Annotated in this window: 13 protein-coding genes; all 13 read right to left on the bottom strand. The window is 49.7% G+C overall.

What is annotated here, in order from left to right; translation table 11 throughout:
- Window positions 1-4 precede the first annotated feature (4 nt).
- Complete coding sequence (locus DRI82_RS01305; protein ID WP_157967993.1) at window positions 5-955, bottom strand: hypothetical protein; 951 nt, start codon at window positions 953-955, stop codon at window positions 5-7.
- Window positions 956-1,047: 92 nt separating this feature from the next.
- Window positions 1,048-2,022, bottom strand: coding sequence for an ACP S-malonyltransferase (locus DRI82_RS01300; protein WP_157967992.1), 975 nt, complete (start codon window positions 2,020-2,022; stop codon window positions 1,048-1,050).
- On the bottom strand, window positions 1,997-3,421 hold the full coding sequence (locus DRI82_RS01295) for a death domain-containing protein (RefSeq protein ID WP_157967991.1): 1,425 nt from the start codon (window positions 3,419-3,421) through the stop codon (window positions 1,997-1,999). The genes DRI82_RS01300 and DRI82_RS01295 overlap by 26 nt, the downstream gene beginning before the upstream one ends.
- An 8-nt stretch (window positions 3,422-3,429) precedes the next feature.
- Window positions 3,430-4,266 (bottom strand): outer membrane lipoprotein-sorting protein, encoded by an 837-nt coding sequence (locus DRI82_RS01290; RefSeq protein ID WP_245956745.1) that lies wholly within the window; start codon window positions 4,264-4,266, stop codon window positions 3,430-3,432.
- 72 nt (window positions 4,267-4,338) lie between these two features.
- Window positions 4,339-5,097, bottom strand: a complete 759-nt coding sequence (locus tag DRI82_RS01285; RefSeq protein WP_114191695.1) for an SDR family oxidoreductase — start codon at window positions 5,095-5,097, stop codon at window positions 4,339-4,341.
- 24 nt (window positions 5,098-5,121) lie between these two features.
- The gene (locus DRI82_RS01280) at window positions 5,122-6,447 is read right to left on the bottom strand and encodes an ABC transporter permease (RefSeq protein WP_114191694.1); all 1,326 of its coding nucleotides are present in this window, start codon (window positions 6,445-6,447) and stop codon (window positions 5,122-5,124) included.
- A complete protein-coding gene (locus DRI82_RS01275) occupies window positions 6,444-7,175 on the bottom strand; it encodes a hypothetical protein (RefSeq protein WP_114191693.1) in 732 nt (243 codons plus the stop codon). The genes DRI82_RS01280 and DRI82_RS01275 overlap by 4 nt, the downstream gene beginning before the upstream one ends.
- On the bottom strand, window positions 7,156-7,866 hold the full coding sequence (locus DRI82_RS01270) for an ABC transporter ATP-binding protein (protein WP_114191692.1): 711 nt from the start codon (window positions 7,864-7,866) through the stop codon (window positions 7,156-7,158). Before DRI82_RS01270 ends, DRI82_RS01275 begins: the two co-directional genes overlap by 20 nt.
- On the bottom strand, window positions 7,863-8,645 hold the full coding sequence (locus tag DRI82_RS01265) for a hypothetical protein (protein WP_114191691.1): 783 nt from the start codon (window positions 8,643-8,645) through the stop codon (window positions 7,863-7,865). Before DRI82_RS01265 ends, DRI82_RS01270 begins: the two co-directional genes overlap by 4 nt.
- An 11-nt stretch (window positions 8,646-8,656) precedes the next feature.
- Entirely contained in the window at window positions 8,657-9,739 is a 1,083-nt protein-coding gene (locus DRI82_RS01260; RefSeq protein ID WP_114191690.1) for a hypothetical protein, read from the bottom strand.
- A complete protein-coding gene (locus tag DRI82_RS01255; protein ID WP_170138655.1) occupies window positions 9,726-10,874 on the bottom strand; it encodes a beta-ketoacyl synthase N-terminal-like domain-containing protein in 1,149 nt (382 codons plus the stop codon). Before DRI82_RS01255 ends, DRI82_RS01260 begins: the two co-directional genes overlap by 14 nt.
- Before the next feature lie 149 nt (window positions 10,875-11,023).
- Complete coding sequence (locus DRI82_RS01250) at window positions 11,024-13,582, bottom strand: beta-ketoacyl-[acyl-carrier-protein] synthase family protein (RefSeq protein ID WP_114191688.1); 2,559 nt, start codon at window positions 13,580-13,582, stop codon at window positions 11,024-11,026.
- A gap of 129 nt (window positions 13,583-13,711) precedes the next feature.
- The gene (locus tag DRI82_RS01245; RefSeq protein ID WP_114191687.1) at window positions 13,712-14,959 is read right to left on the bottom strand and encodes an aminomethyltransferase family protein; all 1,248 of its coding nucleotides are present in this window, start codon (window positions 14,957-14,959) and stop codon (window positions 13,712-13,714) included.
- Window positions 14,960-14,965: the final 6 nt, after the last annotated feature.

Here is a 14,965-nt window from a genome sequence, read left to right as displayed (position 1 = left end):
GTGGTTATCTCAAAGAAAGCAATATCTTATTATTTTTCAGGCGTTGATGAATATCTTTGGCCTGAATAAAAGCCACATATAACACCTGATAACGCTCAACCAGATAGATCAATACAATGGGTATCAAAGCCAGAAGGTATAGTGGAATAAAGTCCTGAGAGTCAACAAGCAATGCGGCACTGTTACAGAGTAAAATGCCCCAGAGGATCACCGAAAAAAAATAGATGACATAACGACGGTGCTGCTTTAAAAAAACCGCCAATAATGAGGGTAACGGTCGACGGGCAAACGAAAGATCGATATCTTCAGCAATTAACTCCCCAACCATAATATAGCGTCGACTTACCCGAGCAAAAAACAGCATAAACAATAATACGGCCAATAAAAGCACACAGAAGGCTATCTGAAATAGCATGCTATTGTACCCATCCGCCAGGCTAAACGCGGGTTTACGGGCAATTGGGAAAACCAGTGCAAAGTTAACGAGTAAACTGATAAGCACATCATAACCAAGATAATAATAGATATTCTTTACAGAGCCAGTCGTAAGGGATGAATTAAGTATGGCCTCTCGTGTATGGCAAATCACAATTGACCCCAGCAGCAGCAAAGAAAAAAAGGGCAGAATAAAAAAGCAGCATAGATAGATTAACGCGTCAATATGCGGATAAGACCAAGAGTAACCCACAGCAGAGATTGCCACGACAAAAATAAATGCCAGTAAAGCGGCAAACACTGGACTTCGGGCGAGCAGTTGCCTCCAGGCAGGGATGTTTGCCGTAATGAGCCTTTGACGCTCTGACTCGGGTTCAAAAATCTTTACAGCCTGGATAGCATAAAACCAGTAACCGCGGGAATCCCTGACTGCGCTGAAAGTGATGGCAACAGCAATCATCCCCAACCCCATTATCAGCTCAGGGAGGGTAATATTGATGACATTACGCACCAGCGACATTGACAGTAACGCACTGGGTATCAATAACCCAAGAAATGTCATCAACAGATATTGACGTCTGAATGTCTTGAAATTTGGTTGCATAACTGTCCCTAACTTGAACACAAATCCATTAATTGCTGGCGGCGCAGTTCAGAGAAACACGTGGCCGATACTTTCTGCTCAACAGGAAATTGTGCCATTAACATATTGCCGAATATTTTTTTACTTCCCATCTCAATAAAATCACGATACCCATGGCAATAGCAGGCTTCCATACTTTCCCGCCACCGAACATGATGAGTCAAATGCAGCGCTAAATACCGCCTGATGGCGGAAATATTATTCTCCACTGACGCAGTCAAATTCATATATACCGGATAGCGCGGTACATGGAATGCCAACCCGGCCAACGCCTGCGACAACTGCTCTACTCCCTCTTGCATCAAATGGCTGTGCCAGGCGCCGTTAACCGCAAGCTTGACCAATCCATATCCTGATTGTGCCAATTTGTGCGACAGTTCTTTGACTGCCGTGACATCACCAGAGATGACTTGCTGGCGCGGCGAATTATCATTGGCTATTTTCACAACGTCACTCATGCCAGATTGAGCAATCACCAACTGAAGTTCGTCATGACTGATATCCTTGATCACATACATCGCCCCTTTCCGCTGTTCGGCCAAGGCTTGCATGATCGTCGCCCGGGCGATGATGGCTTTGAATACCGTTTCCAAATCAAACACACCGGCCGCATAGAGCGCAGAATATTCACCGGCGCTGTGTCCGGCAAAAGCGGTATTTTCCAACGAGTCAGATTCTGCAAATACGTTGAACATCGCCACATTCACTGTTGTTACTGCCAACTGCTGGTAACGCGTTTGATCCAGGCGGGTCATTGGCCCGCGCTGGCATAACTTGCGCACATCAATACCTGAAACATCGCTGGCGCAATCCCACACCTTGCGAGTTATGGCGGAAATATCACAGACCTCTTTCCCCATCCCCAACGCCTGCGTTCCCTGCCCAGGGAAAATGATAACCTTTCCCTTATTCGGCGATTTACCAGACCACTCGAATTCCTGCATATGCCGTTCCTTTTTCACCAAAGAGACCAAATTCAGTACGTTCTGAACCAAAACTGGACGTGATGCCCACATAACTTTCGACGCGCTCAGTTAAATGCGTATTTAAATGCAATGTCACCATGCTGCTTTGATCCACCAGATTCACCAGTCCTGATAATGTGGCATCAACTTTCATCACTTCATTTTTATTCGTGCTCATATAGGCACTCAGGTAGTGTTTGCCCTGCAAATAACCCGCGCGGCCAACATTATCACTTTCGGCAGCGATCATCTGCGCATACTGCCGGTATCCATCAGCCACACCAGGGCTTAAATAAGCGGGGGGGATGAATTGACTGTAATTGCCATTAACAAACTGGACAGTATTAAAATAGTTTTTCCACTCGCTACGGCTATATCCCTGGCTTTGACCGTAATATTCCAGGCCATATTCCGTGAGGCTGTCATTGGTATAGCGCAGCCCTACACCAAAGTCGGCATTAATATTGCTGCTCTTTTGCTGGAAAGGATCGGGGACGGTTTGCAGGTTCTGAATGGCACGTCCCGACGCACTGTCCAGACGACGCCAGCGTTGCCCACGAGCCAGCGCACCTTCGATATTCAAGATCAGTTTATCGCTCACCGGACCGCTGGCACCCAATGCCAGCACTTGTGTATCACCAGCCAACAGCGCAACGGTCGGATTAAACTTATCCAGCCCGGTTGCGGTATACGCAGCATAATACCGGTCGGTGCCGTTCGTCCGTTCAAGCATGTCCCAATCGGCCGCCGAGGTATTTTTTGGCCGCTGACGTATTAGTTTAGGCAGTGCAGCGATCTCAAACGTCCCGTTGTCCCGATACCATGTCGCCCCCGCCCCCAGCGAACCTTCATCATAGAAATTACGCCAATGATTTCCCTGTGCGTTCACCTTGACACTGCGCATATTGCCACTGGTATTACGCAGCAGATCCAACGGGGAAACGGTAAATAAATAGCCGCTGGCTTTACGGATTTTGCCAAAGTCGAGCAGTAAGCTGTCTTGCGGCGTCACCGTGGCATACGCCTGATTGATAATTGGCGATCCCTGATTCTTCTTCCCTTGATAAATGCCAGGCACATGCGACTGTGACGCCGCCTCGAAACCGGCCTGTAGCTGCGCGCTGAGTCGCTGATTCACATCACAACGGCTCAACCCAGACAAATACCCAACAATCGATTGGTTGTTACGAAAGCCATGGGCATTAAGGTTCCAGGAAGTATTGTCACTCCATGCACCAGCGCCCTCAATGCCCGCAAATCCACGCATCACCTGGCACTCGACCGCCAGCGATGAAAAGGGCATGCCTATCAACAGCCACGAAGCAAACTTGACTCCCTGAGCGATCTCTTTCTTCATCCTGAGAAATGTCCTTTCCATAGGCACCCTTATTTGAGTCTCATCAGGTACTCTTTCTGGAAGTAAGATTCCGGCAAGGACTCAAGCACCATATTGGAATAGGTCATGGTGGTGTAATTGTCTTTGCGTAGCGCGTCCTCTACGATTATTTGATGGGGGCGCACGGCACCCAATACTTCGCGGTAATCTTTATAATAAGAACGTTTGATTAATACGCCATCGACGGAAAGAAAATCTGCGCGATAAGGATAATAGGTCTCTTTTTCGACCCAGTAATTAATCAGTGGATAGGTCACATAGGACCAACGACGCTTGAGCGTTAATTTATAACACTGCTTGCTGCCACAAGCCTCTTCACCGATCAGGGTGGAAATATAGGAATAATCAAAGTCGGCAGCAACCACGTCACCATTTGATACCTGTCCCATCAGCCTTTGTTGTCGTGATATCGGAATAGGACGACGCAGATCGGGGGAGTAATACCACATTTTATCCAGGTCTGAGAGCAGGGATTTTCCTTTGTCGCGCACCGGGGAGACGAAACGCACCAGCGCCCGCGCATCGCCCTTTTCCTTGGTTTCGGAAGGTTTGTAAAAGCGCATTGAGACATCCAATTCCTGCTGGCGTTCGGTCAAGTCCTGTCCATCCTTATGTTCCAGCAATGTCAGGGTATAACGAAACGGCTCGGCCGGTGCACGTACCCGATCGGCGTTACGGATAATGCGCCGGGCATTTTCATCTTCCTGGGTCAACGCGTTGAGCTGATCGCGATCCAGCGAGAGCATTGGACTTGCCGGCGTTTCCGCCAGCACAGGAAAAACGACCACGCTCAATAATATTGCACACCCTGCTTGTTTAAATTCCATGGCATCTTCCTGATAACAACCCTGATTACTTTTTTCCCTGATAACTGCTACGAACCGCGCCCGACAGAGCAGCTAAGGTTCCAATGTCATACCGAGATCGGCCATCAGCGTTGCGCCGCGAATAGCGCTAGAGCGTTCACTGATGAGGAATGACGCTATTTCAGCGACCTCTTCCGGTTCAACCAACCAGCGACGCGGGTTGGTTTCATAGCGCTGGAACATCTCAGGCCACAACTCTTTCAGGAACGGTGCCATATCGGTATTCACTACACCGGCGCAGATCGCATTGACCCGCACATTGCGATCGTAGAGCTCAACCTCAAGGTAACGGACAAGATTCTCCAGCGCTGATTTCATGATGCCCAACGGATACTTCGGTAACACCCGTTGGCTACCCAGGCTGGAGATCGCGCAAATGGTGCCACCGCGGGTCATCATGGGGACCACTTCATTGACGCAGGCCACATTGCCAATCAAATTGACGTTGAGAAGCAATTTCCAGTCATTGCGGGTCATCTCTGAAAAATGTTTGAATGGCGCGGTTGCCGCATTCAAAATCAGATGATCAATTTCCATGATCCCTTTATTTTTCAGTTGCTTGATCATGTCCTGAATATCGCGTGGTTCGGCGATGTCGGCCTGTACCAGCGTTACCTCGACCTGTTCCGCCAGCTCGCTTTCGACAAAACGTTGCAGATTGGCGCGGCTTTTTCCCTGCTCCTTACGATAATTCAGGATCAGATCGTATCCTTCCTGTGCAAATTTATGCGCCAGCGCCAGACCGATACCCCGCCCCGCACCAGTAATCAACACCCGCTGTCCCTTTTTCATTATTCTGATCCTTGATAACCGTAATTAAACAAACCGGAATGCTTCAGCAATGACTAAATTCGCCGCCCGCCGGGACGGAATAATTGAAGCAATGACCGATGTCACTAATGGCAATGCGCACGAGAACCAGAATAAATTGTAATCCTGATCCCACAATACAAATGCCAGATAACCCTGGGTATAACCTGGTGAAGGCGGCATAGGAATACCGTTAATATTAATTATTCCGGCAATCATAATTCCAAACACCACGCTGAGCACTGAGCCCACCATGCCGATCACCACGCCCTCCAAGACAAATAAGCGACTGATATAAGATTTCGTGAGTCCCAATGCCCGTAAGGTAGCTATTTCACGGGTGCGTTCAACCACGTTCATCATCAAAGTATTACCAATCATGAATACCACAATGATGCTAACGATGGCTTTTATGAAAAAGAAAATCCCTTCAAATAGATTAACCACCTGATGGTAATAAATTGCCAATTCATTCCACGAACGGGATTCCAGATTCAGATGATGTGTTTTAATCAGCGCATTAATCCGGGCGATCACGGACTCCGTCTGATCGGTGTCCTGCAACAGGATAATAATTTTACTGATCCCGTCGGTTTGCAGTAAATGCTGCGCTGTTTTTAACGGCAGTTTGATTGTCGTATCGTCGTAGGCTTTGATACCTGACTGGAATACACCGCGCACCTGGGACGACATGGCATTCTGCCCTCCCTCCGGATTTACCACCAGCAGATCGACCCAGTCGTCATAACCTGCCGACAGTGCTGAAGAAATTCCCGAACCAATCGTGATGTTCTGCTGCTCGATGCGCGAGAGATCGCTGCCGGAGATCACCTGATCCAGTGAACCGAGCATTAATGAGGTTTCTGGCTCGATACCCACCCCCGAAAAGAAGGTCGATACGCCTTTCTCATATTGAGAAATAATGCCGGAGAATTCAATTTGCCCGGTGATGGCTTTAATTTTCGGTGCTATCTCCGGGTCTTGCATCAGGATATTTTTTATTTCGTTATAATTGGGAATAGTGTAGTTCAGCGTATTGGTTGAACCACTGGCTAAATAACCCTCTTTATATAACTGCACATGACCAATATTGGTGCGAATGGTCTGTTCCCGCAGAGCCCAGAACGAATAATCAACAAAACCACCAAAAATAAACACCGCCACCCCGCCCAGCGTAATCGCCAGTAAGGTGACACCAGAGCGTCGACGCTGGCGAAACAGATTCAGAAAGGTATAACGCACATCCGTTGGCCGCCGAATGCAGGTAACTATCACCAATAGCAGCGCATAAAGGATAATGGCGTTAGAGATATAAAACATTATCGTCGTCATGGATGGACTCCAATCAGTGATTGAATTACGCCACTAATCTCTTCTGGCCGGGTAAACGGTTTCTCTTCTTTTTTAATTGCCAGCAGGGATTGTCCCTGACTGCCAGCACTTTCGAGTGCCTGATAGGCGGCCTGTTCTTGATCCGGGTGATCGCACGTCGCCGATGCACGCGCCAACATGAAAGTAATAAACGGCTTCAAGTCTTCAGGAATCGATGCCTGTTCTTGCAGATAGCGAATATCTTTCAATGCAATCACGCAACGGCCATTCACTTTGGGAACAAAGGTATCCATTCGCGCACGCAGGTAACGCATGCGCCAATTATCCAAATCGCTTTCAGTGGCTTCATCAATAAAGAAAAAGCCGCGCTTTGAAAATTCTGCCGCTTTAAAATAGTTTTTGTTATTGAGGAACTCTGATGCCATGAACAACAGACCATAGCCATAATACATTTTGGCGGTATTATCCTGCGCAGATGCCGCGATATAGCTCTCCAGCTCGTTGACGGCCTGAGTTAATTCACCCATTGATGGCCGTGAAATAACACCCAGAATTGCTTTTGCGCGTGGATCAGCACTGTTTTCACGAATCAGTTCGGCCAGCATTCGCTGACTCTGTGGGCGATAATCACTATTTTGCACCGGTTCCGTAGCCATTACCGTTGCGGATGTCGTCAGGCTGAGAACCAAAAGCGCGATCGGATTAATATTACGCAATAATGAAATCATTCTTCAGCCCCCCGTCTTCAATTTCGATCACGCGTTTTGCCATGTCACGCAATTGCAAAGAGTGAGTAGAGATAACAAAAGTGGTTTTCAGTTGTTGATTCATTGACAGTAATAACTCAACGATCTCGCGGCCAGTCTGCGTATCAAGATTGCCGGTCGGTTCATCGGCTACAACCAGTGCCGGATGTTTTACCAACGCTCTGGCAATCGCCACGCGCTGTTGCTGTCCACCGGATAATTCACCAGGCTGACGCCGGTAATGTTTGCCTAACCCCACCTTGTTGATAATATCCATCACCCGATCCTGCGCCAATTTACGGCTATAGCCGTTGAGCATCAGTGGGTAATAGACATTGTCGAATACGCTGAGTACCGGCAATAAATTAAAAAACTGAAATACAAAGCCGATGGATTCCGCACGCAATGCCGCGGTCTGGCGATCGCTGAGTGCGTTCAGATCCTGCCCCAACAAATACACATGACCCGATGTAGGATGATCAATTCCCGCAATAAGGTTGAGCAATGTACTTTTGCCACTGCCCGAAGGACCGCACAGGGCAATAAATTCCCCGTGCCAGATTTCAGTACTGACATCTTTTAATGCATGCACTGCGCTATCGCCTTTGCCATAGCTTTTCCCAGCCTGTTGCAAAGAGACGATGGGTAAGCGCTGCGCCGGTATAATATTCATAGGCGGGCACCCTGATGTTGTGGTGGAAGAGCAGACTCGAAGGGCGAGAGTTTGAGTCGGTAAGCGGGTGAGTCTTCGAAGAGCAAATAGCCGTCCTGTGTTACCCAGGAGCGTTTATTCATTTCGCGCCGATCGCTTTTGGTCACGATCAAACAAATGTTAGCTACCGGTGCCGAAAAGGTCGGTGGCTGGGCTTTGCCGAAACTGACATATTCGCTATCCATCTGCGCAATCTGGCCAGTATTGGCGTTGAGCATGCGTGAATGAATCACCTGACCCACGCGCTCTGCGCTACAGGGTTTGGGGAAACGCAGGGAAAATAATGTCAGATCATAAAGATTGGCGGGAAAGCTCTGCATGGAAGGCGTCTCGCTATCGCCGTCACCGGTGCTTTCAATAATCATCCCGCCGGACGCGCCTAGCGGACGCCCAATCCGGGTGCGTTGCTTGCCGTTTTCCTGTTCATGAATCGTGAACGATACTTCTCCCATTGGCCCATATATCACCTCATCTCTATAGAGGTAATGGTATTTGCCAAACATCGTCGGATAACTGAATTCAATCTCAGCCTGCTGCAGGTAGCCAGGATCGGTCTGCTGGAAAGTGGCGGTTTCGCGCTTTACGACGACCCGATAATGGCCGACAACACTTTCACCGAGAGGCGCAATAATTTGATAAGCCGCCTCGTAGTTCTGTGTCTCGGGTAGCGGGTTTTTGACCATCGAAACCTGAGCCAGCGAGGCGTGAGCCATTGCGGCCAATGACATACATATCAACATCGTGAAGATCCTCATGGCTTAACCTCATGCGGCCAGCATTCCATCAACCACGCAGCTCCCTGCCCGTCCATCGCATTCACCAGGATTTGCCGATCGAGGTAATCTTCAGGCCGATGGCTGACGCGTAAATGTTGCAATGCCAGCATGGGGTTCAGACAACCACTGTCACCAAAATCAGTACTGAGCGACAAAAAAGGAGGAGGTGATACCAGCCGAGAGAGGGCTTGTTTTTCAATGGATTGCAACTTTTTCGAGGTGTGCGTTCCCCCTAAGATCCCCGCACAGTTGTCTGTCAGGGTGGCTTGCCAGCGCGATGCCAATTGATCGACCGCGGTATCAGGTTTATCCGCAAGTAAAACGTAGTCGGCCAGATGCAACGCAATGCCCTGTTGCGGGGCTTTACGCAAAATGACGCACCCTGCGCGCTCCACGCTGATATGGCTCCGACGCTGGTCTGTTGGTGTCCGATCGCGTTGCTGGGAAGTCGCCAGCGCCGCCTGGGAAAGCACCAAAACCGGAAAGCTGCGAAATTGACCGCAAAGTAAAACAGTATCAATGCCGCCACTGTTCAAGCGATCAATCGCCACCCGTAATCCCATCAGAAAACCATTGTGTTCCCCGCGCAATTTGCAGGAAAAATCTTTCACGGCATAATCCCGCGCAATCGACCGGGGCAGCATGTCCAGACTCAACGAATCGCGCCAACTGGTCACGCCTTCAAACAAAGAGGTTTCGCCCCAGGAATCGAAGTAAATCAATGCGGTTCTTTCACGGCGGATCAGCAGCGCATTTTTACGATCGACGGAGTCCATCGCCTGCTTACACGCCATTGTCATTGCGCGCAGACAATCCCGGTAGTCAGCGTTTCTCAGCCGATCACCCGCGTGAACGCCAGGATCCTGGTCAAAACCAAATCGGTTGAACAACCATTGCGTATATCCCGATTTCCGCTGGGCCTTTTTAAAGAGCGATGCCTCCCAGACGTTAAACCAGCTTGGCTGGAACTGCTGTAAACCGTTATTGGCTTCAAGCAAACTAAAACCGATGACATTAACGGCCTCATCCGGAGCAGTGGGTGATTCAGGCAACAGCATCTTCTCCCCTCCCTCCCTCTGCCGTGTAAAATGAGCGCTTGCTGATGCGTGATAGCACACAAGCCACGACGGAGCCTTCCAATCCCAATGACGACTTCACCACATGCTCACGGCGTATGAGTAAAGGCGTTGCATTGGTATGCAGATTCAGTGATGACGATGCATCAATCGGCAATTTTGAAACGAAGGAGAGAAGGCGTTGCTGTTTCAATGCGTCTGCTGCAATGATGATATCGACCAGCCCGCTGAGCGTGGAAAGATAACCCAATTGCGATTTATAACTGACGACGGGAACTCCCTTCGCGCCCCAGATTTTCTCTATCGCCATCGACTCCGCTTTATCACTGGCGTAAATACCATTGCCATGGGGAAATACGCAGGCGATATCACTGGGATCCAGCTCGGCCTTGGCCAATGCGGCTTCCAGTGTTGTTGCGATCGAACGAAAATCGGCTGAGAACGAGTTACTGCCTCTGGCGCCGCTACTCTGGTAACTTGCCGATGCGGACAAAGAAACCTCAGGCTCTACGCCACGACGGCGAGCGTGTTCCTCACTTTCCAGCACAATCGCCGCCACGCCATTCGCGGGTAATACGCCAGCGCTTACGGCTGAGAAGGGTTGGTTGCTGTCGCTGCTCAGCATTTTTTGTCCTTCAAGAACCAGGATATCCTGCAGCGTGAAATCCACCCACCCCACCACCAGCACCACATCCGCAATATTCTGAGCAATGGCTTCCTGTGCCAGATGCAAGGCTGACATAGCCGAACAACTGGCACTGTAAAGTTGTACGGGCGGCCAACGCAGTTGATAACGCCGAGCCAACCGATCTGTCAGTCGATCCTGTGCATAGCTGTCGCTGCTCAGACATTTGATCGAGGGAGTAAACAGCAGATCCTGTGGGTTGATACTTTGCAGGTAACCGAGAAAATCGATCAGATTGCCGCGCATACCGCTGCCACTGATATAAACCCGCACGCGTAACCCCCCCAGTGCGCTTTCCGCCAGACCCGCTGCGGATAACGCCTGGGAAATAACCCCATCAAGCTGGCCCTGAACAAAATCGACATCCCAGGTACGATGCTTTTTGGGCTGAACAGGCAACGGCACATAATGCGGATTATTGTTCAGCTTCAATGAGAGGGCTTCCTCATTCCGTGCAAAATAAGGCTGCCCCTTTACCCCTTTCCCTTGCTCAACTGCGCGTATAAGCGCAGAGGGAGTCGCCGCAAAAGCGCTGCTAAAACCATATCCGCTTAACACTGCTCGCGAGGATTGCAGACTCCTCACGCGGCTTTCCTCAGCAAGAAAGCGTAATAGTTACCTCCTTCCGAGGCTCCTAAAATCAGCGCGGTATTGACGGCTTGCTTACGCGGCTCGGTAACAAAATCCATATCGTCGGTGCAGAACTGGCGGGTGTTGGGAATAGGCAATACCTCGCCACGTTTCATCATTTCCAACACCACAGCAATATTAAGAATACCGATACATGACTCAACAAAACCGAAGTGAGCGTTATAGTTAACCAACGGCGTTGAGCGACTGCGTTCAGCAAAAACCGCCCGGATAGCGCCGAGTTCGATCTGGGTATCATCCTGGGTGCCGTCACTGGTACCGCAAATCAAATCGACCTGCCCGGGCTTGATTCCCGCCTCATCCATCGCTTGCCGGATAGCACGCGACATCGCGCCAGTACGTTCAACAATGTTGTTTTTATCAAAGTAACAACCGTCGCTGGATTTCCCGTAGCCGATAACCTCAGCCAGAATGGGGATCCCACGCTGCTCCGCCGCCTGGTAATCTTCCAGGAACAGCATGCCCGCGCCTTCGCCCATGACATAGCCAGAACCCGCATGACCATAAACCTGGAATGAAGCCGGATCCTGGGTCAACTGCAAATCGTTGTTCAATGCTTGCAGATAAACGACAAACTTGTTCAGATTCTCATCGGCTCCGCCCACCAAAACCTGGGGTTGTAACGCCTGACGTATCAACTCGTATCCATAGCTCAATGCGCCCAGCGCCGCATTATTGCCGGTCGCAAGGGTGGTGTTATAGCCTTTGATACCTTCGGAAATAGAGCAGAACGTAGAAATCGCGTTCATCAGCGATCCCGGGAATTCAGAGGTTCTGACTTTGGTCGGATCGGGGAACAGGCTTTGCAGATAACGATCCACGGTTGTCTGCGGGCCCTTTGACATCCCCAGAATCAAGCCGAGCTGCTGACCATCGCGCTTGATTTTACGATCGGCCATTTTCATCGCCTGAGTGAGCGCCAGCAGGGCAAAAGTGCTTACGGCATCGGCTTTGCGCGCATCAAAATGGCGCAGGTATTTTCTCGGATCCAGGTCGGTGATCTGATGTAACCACGTTGACTGATTAAGGATCTCCTCCGTCTCTTCCGGGGTATAGTTTCCGCAGACATAGTCTTTGAACTCCGGATTTACGCCGACATCGGCCAACAAAGAACGGAAATCATCTTTAAGGCTCTCATCCTGCAACATAGGGAACAGACTGCCACCACGTTGATTGGCCCAGATATTATCGAGAATGGTAGAGAGTTCGTGACCCAGGGAGGAGACGGCACCTATTCCGGTAATGGCGACCCTGCGAGGTTCATAATAGGTCGGCGGACTTTGCTCTGGCCGGGGGCTGGCAATAATGCAGCAGTTATTACCGCCAAACGCGTAGTTGTTCTTCATAAACAACCGGACGTCACCCTGCTGAAACTCATTCGGCACATAATTGAGATCGCAATTTGGCCGTTGGGTGGTGAAATTCAGCGTGGGCAGAATCTGCCCATCGGCCAGGGTGAGGAAACAGGCAATCATTTCCAGAATACCCGCCGACCCAATGTTATGACCGATGTAGGCTTTGGTCGAACTGACCGGAATCGACATAATCGTGGGAAACACTTTCTTCATCGCCAGCGTTTCGCAGCGATCGTTGGTTTCAGTCCCGGTCCCATGAGCATTGATGTAATCAATATCTTCCGGTTGCAGAGCGGCATTACTCAGTGCATTGCGCATGACGCGTACAGCACCGTCCCCGCGGGGATCGGGGGCCGTTTCGTGGTACGCGTCGCAAGACGTGGCATACGATACCATCTCGCCATAGATCGTCGCCCCGCGTGCCAAAGCATGTTCATACTCTTCCAGTATCAACGCCCCGGCACCTTCACCAATTGACATACCGGGCGTGCCGGAAAATGGGCTGGAAGGTGAACGCTTCATGGCATGCAATGCGTAGAAACCCGCAAAAGTCGGCAGATAAAGGGGTTCAGTTCCGATAACCATTACCAACGGATTTTTGTCGTTCTGGATTAAATCGTAGCCGATGCCCATCGCGTTGGTACTTGCCGTACAGGCCGTAGCCACCAACTCGAAACCCCCTTTTAACCCCAGCAATCCTGAGACGATGGCGCTGGCCGAAGAGAAGCTGCCTGATATCATCGCCTTCTTCAGCGAAAACTTCTCAAACTGGTGTTCAATGATCGGCATATACGCTTCAGTACCTGCCGAGGAAACACCAATGATCAATCCCGCTCCATCAAGCAGACTGGAGTCGAGCAGTTTGGCCTGATGCAGCGCTTCGTAGCCGACTTTATAGGCCCACAACGCCGCGTTATCCATCGAGGAGACCTGTTCTGACGTTAGCCCAGGATAAATCGGCGTTTCAACGACTTCAGAAGCATTCGCATCTTCAAAATACGAAAGATATTTTTCGCTCGGCTTAATTCCCTGCGTTTTATTCAGCAGCGCCTGTTTGAAATCTGAAACATTATTGGCGATGGAGGATAAGTGTCCCATCCCTGTCACGACGATCCTTTTACGCTTAACGGTCATGCTGGCTTCCCTGACATTGAAAATAGTAATACGTCCCACCCTAAAATCGTGCGGGGTTGGAATAGTAATAACGATGGACTCGACGCTCAGTGAATTAATTCACACTGAACGCCGACGTTGTAAACAGTATTATTCTGTAGGCGATGCCTGCGCTTCAGCGCTCTCCTCAGCGGCTTTACGCTCTTTTTCTTCCTGCTCTTTCTGTTTTTTCCATTCAAGCTGTTCCAGCAGATGTTTTGGCCGCGTCGAATCGATATAGCTATGTTCAGTCGGGTTAACCAGAAAACTGAAATTACGTATAAAAGGAGTGGCTGCCGTATTCATGGGCACCGATCCCGATGCCGTTTGTATATGGAAATAAGGAATATCTGCGTAGGCGTACTCACTGTTCAACATCAGTCGGCCAAACCACGCATCGGATTCTTCTGAATAGCCACCGTTAATTACCCAACCCACTTTTTCGTCATTAAAGAAAACGCCATCGCAGGGTTGTGGTTTAATTGCTGGCTGACCGAGAATTAACAGACCGACGGCACGCTGCGAAACACCGTGTTCCAGACGTTCGCGCAATGCGTTTATTCCAACAAAGTCTTCTTTGTCATACCGAATAGCCCATTGCATTTGCAGCTCAATCGGACAATGGTTGCCCTGCGGCAGTAATGCAGGTTCCCAGCAGGGATTTTCCAGACGAACCAGGCGCTGATAATCAAGGCCGCCGAGGCGCAAATCATATTTTTCCCCGGCATCCTGAGCCTGTAACCAGGCATCAGCCAGTTCATCCCGAGGGGCAATCAATTTATATGAAAACTCACCGTGTTTGCCGGAACGCAGCAGCAGGCTGTCATCAATATGCATATGTTCCTGGAAAGGCAAGCCCACAACATCCATGCCATAGAGTTCAGCCAGCAATTCCCAACAGTAAGGACCTTCAAAATGGAGAATCCCCAGTTCATCATCCAGCGATAAAATATCCTGTATCTCGGCCAGCTCTTCTTCTTTACCCTCCAGGGCATTACGCAGCAGCGTGCACATTGCCTCGCCGTTAACCCACTCAGAGATAAGAATAAAGCGTTCGTCATCGCACAGAATATACAGATCGGTAACGATATGACCCTCGTCATCAAGAATGACGCTATACATTGCCTGTTCATCACGGATTGCCGAAACATCACCGGCAACAACCAGATTCAATAATTCGTAGGCGCTTTCACCACTGACACTGGCAATACCGAAATGAGAGTAATCAGTCATCAGAATATTGTGTCGTACCGCTTTATGTTCTTCTTTTAAATCACCGTAGGTAAGGGGAATCGCTTTTCCATTACGTTCCCCCATGATCGCCTGATTCCTTTGATGAATTGCAGCAAGTTTGCTCATTGATTC

Source organism: Edaphovirga cremea (assembly GCF_003332275.1).
Taxonomy (GTDB): domain Bacteria; phylum Pseudomonadota; class Gammaproteobacteria; order Enterobacterales; family Enterobacteriaceae; genus Edaphovirga; species Edaphovirga cremea.
Note: the sequence above shows the minus strand (reverse complement) of the source record. Positions and strands in the feature narration are given on the sequence as shown.

What these genes read in the sequence shown, in the direction of transcription:
- DRI82_RS01305 (WP_157967993.1), bottom strand. Translation starts at nt 955, where the DNA reads ATGTCGCTGGTGCGTAATGTCATCAATATTACCCTCCCTGAGCTGATA.
- DRI82_RS01300 (WP_157967992.1), bottom strand. Translation starts at nt 2,022, where the DNA reads ATGCAGGAATTCGAGTGGTCTGGTAAATCGCCGAATAAGGGAAAGGTT.
- DRI82_RS01295 (WP_157967991.1), bottom strand. Translation starts at nt 3,421, where the DNA reads ATGGAAAGGACATTTCTCAGGATGAAGAAAGAGATCGCTCAGGGAGTC.
- DRI82_RS01290 (WP_245956745.1), bottom strand. Translation starts at nt 4,266, where the DNA reads ATGGAATTTAAACAAGCAGGGTGTGCAATATTATTGAGCGTGGTCGTT.
- DRI82_RS01285 (WP_114191695.1), bottom strand. Translation starts at nt 5,097, where the DNA reads ATGAAAAAGGGACAGCGGGTGTTGATTACTGGTGCGGGGCGGGGTATC.
- DRI82_RS01280 (WP_114191694.1), bottom strand. Translation starts at nt 6,447, where the DNA reads ATGACGACGATAATGTTTTATATCTCTAACGCCATTATCCTTTATGCG.
- DRI82_RS01275 (WP_114191693.1), bottom strand. Translation starts at nt 7,175, where the DNA reads ATGATTTCATTATTGCGTAATATTAATCCGATCGCGCTTTTGGTTCTC.
- DRI82_RS01270 (WP_114191692.1), bottom strand. Translation starts at nt 7,866, where the DNA reads ATGAATATTATACCGGCGCAGCGCTTACCCATCGTCTCTTTGCAACAG.
- DRI82_RS01265 (WP_114191691.1), bottom strand. Translation starts at nt 8,645, where the DNA reads ATGTTGATATGTATGTCATTGGCCGCAATGGCTCACGCCTCGCTGGCT.
- DRI82_RS01260 (WP_114191690.1), bottom strand. Translation starts at nt 9,739, where the DNA reads ATGCTGTTGCCTGAATCACCCACTGCTCCGGATGAGGCCGTTAATGTC.
- DRI82_RS01250 (WP_114191688.1), bottom strand. Translation starts at nt 13,582, where the DNA reads ATGACCGTTAAGCGTAAAAGGATCGTCGTGACAGGGATGGGACACTTA.
- DRI82_RS01245 (WP_114191687.1), bottom strand. Translation starts at nt 14,959, where the DNA reads ATGAGCAAACTTGCTGCAATTCATCAAAGGAATCAGGCGATCATGGGG.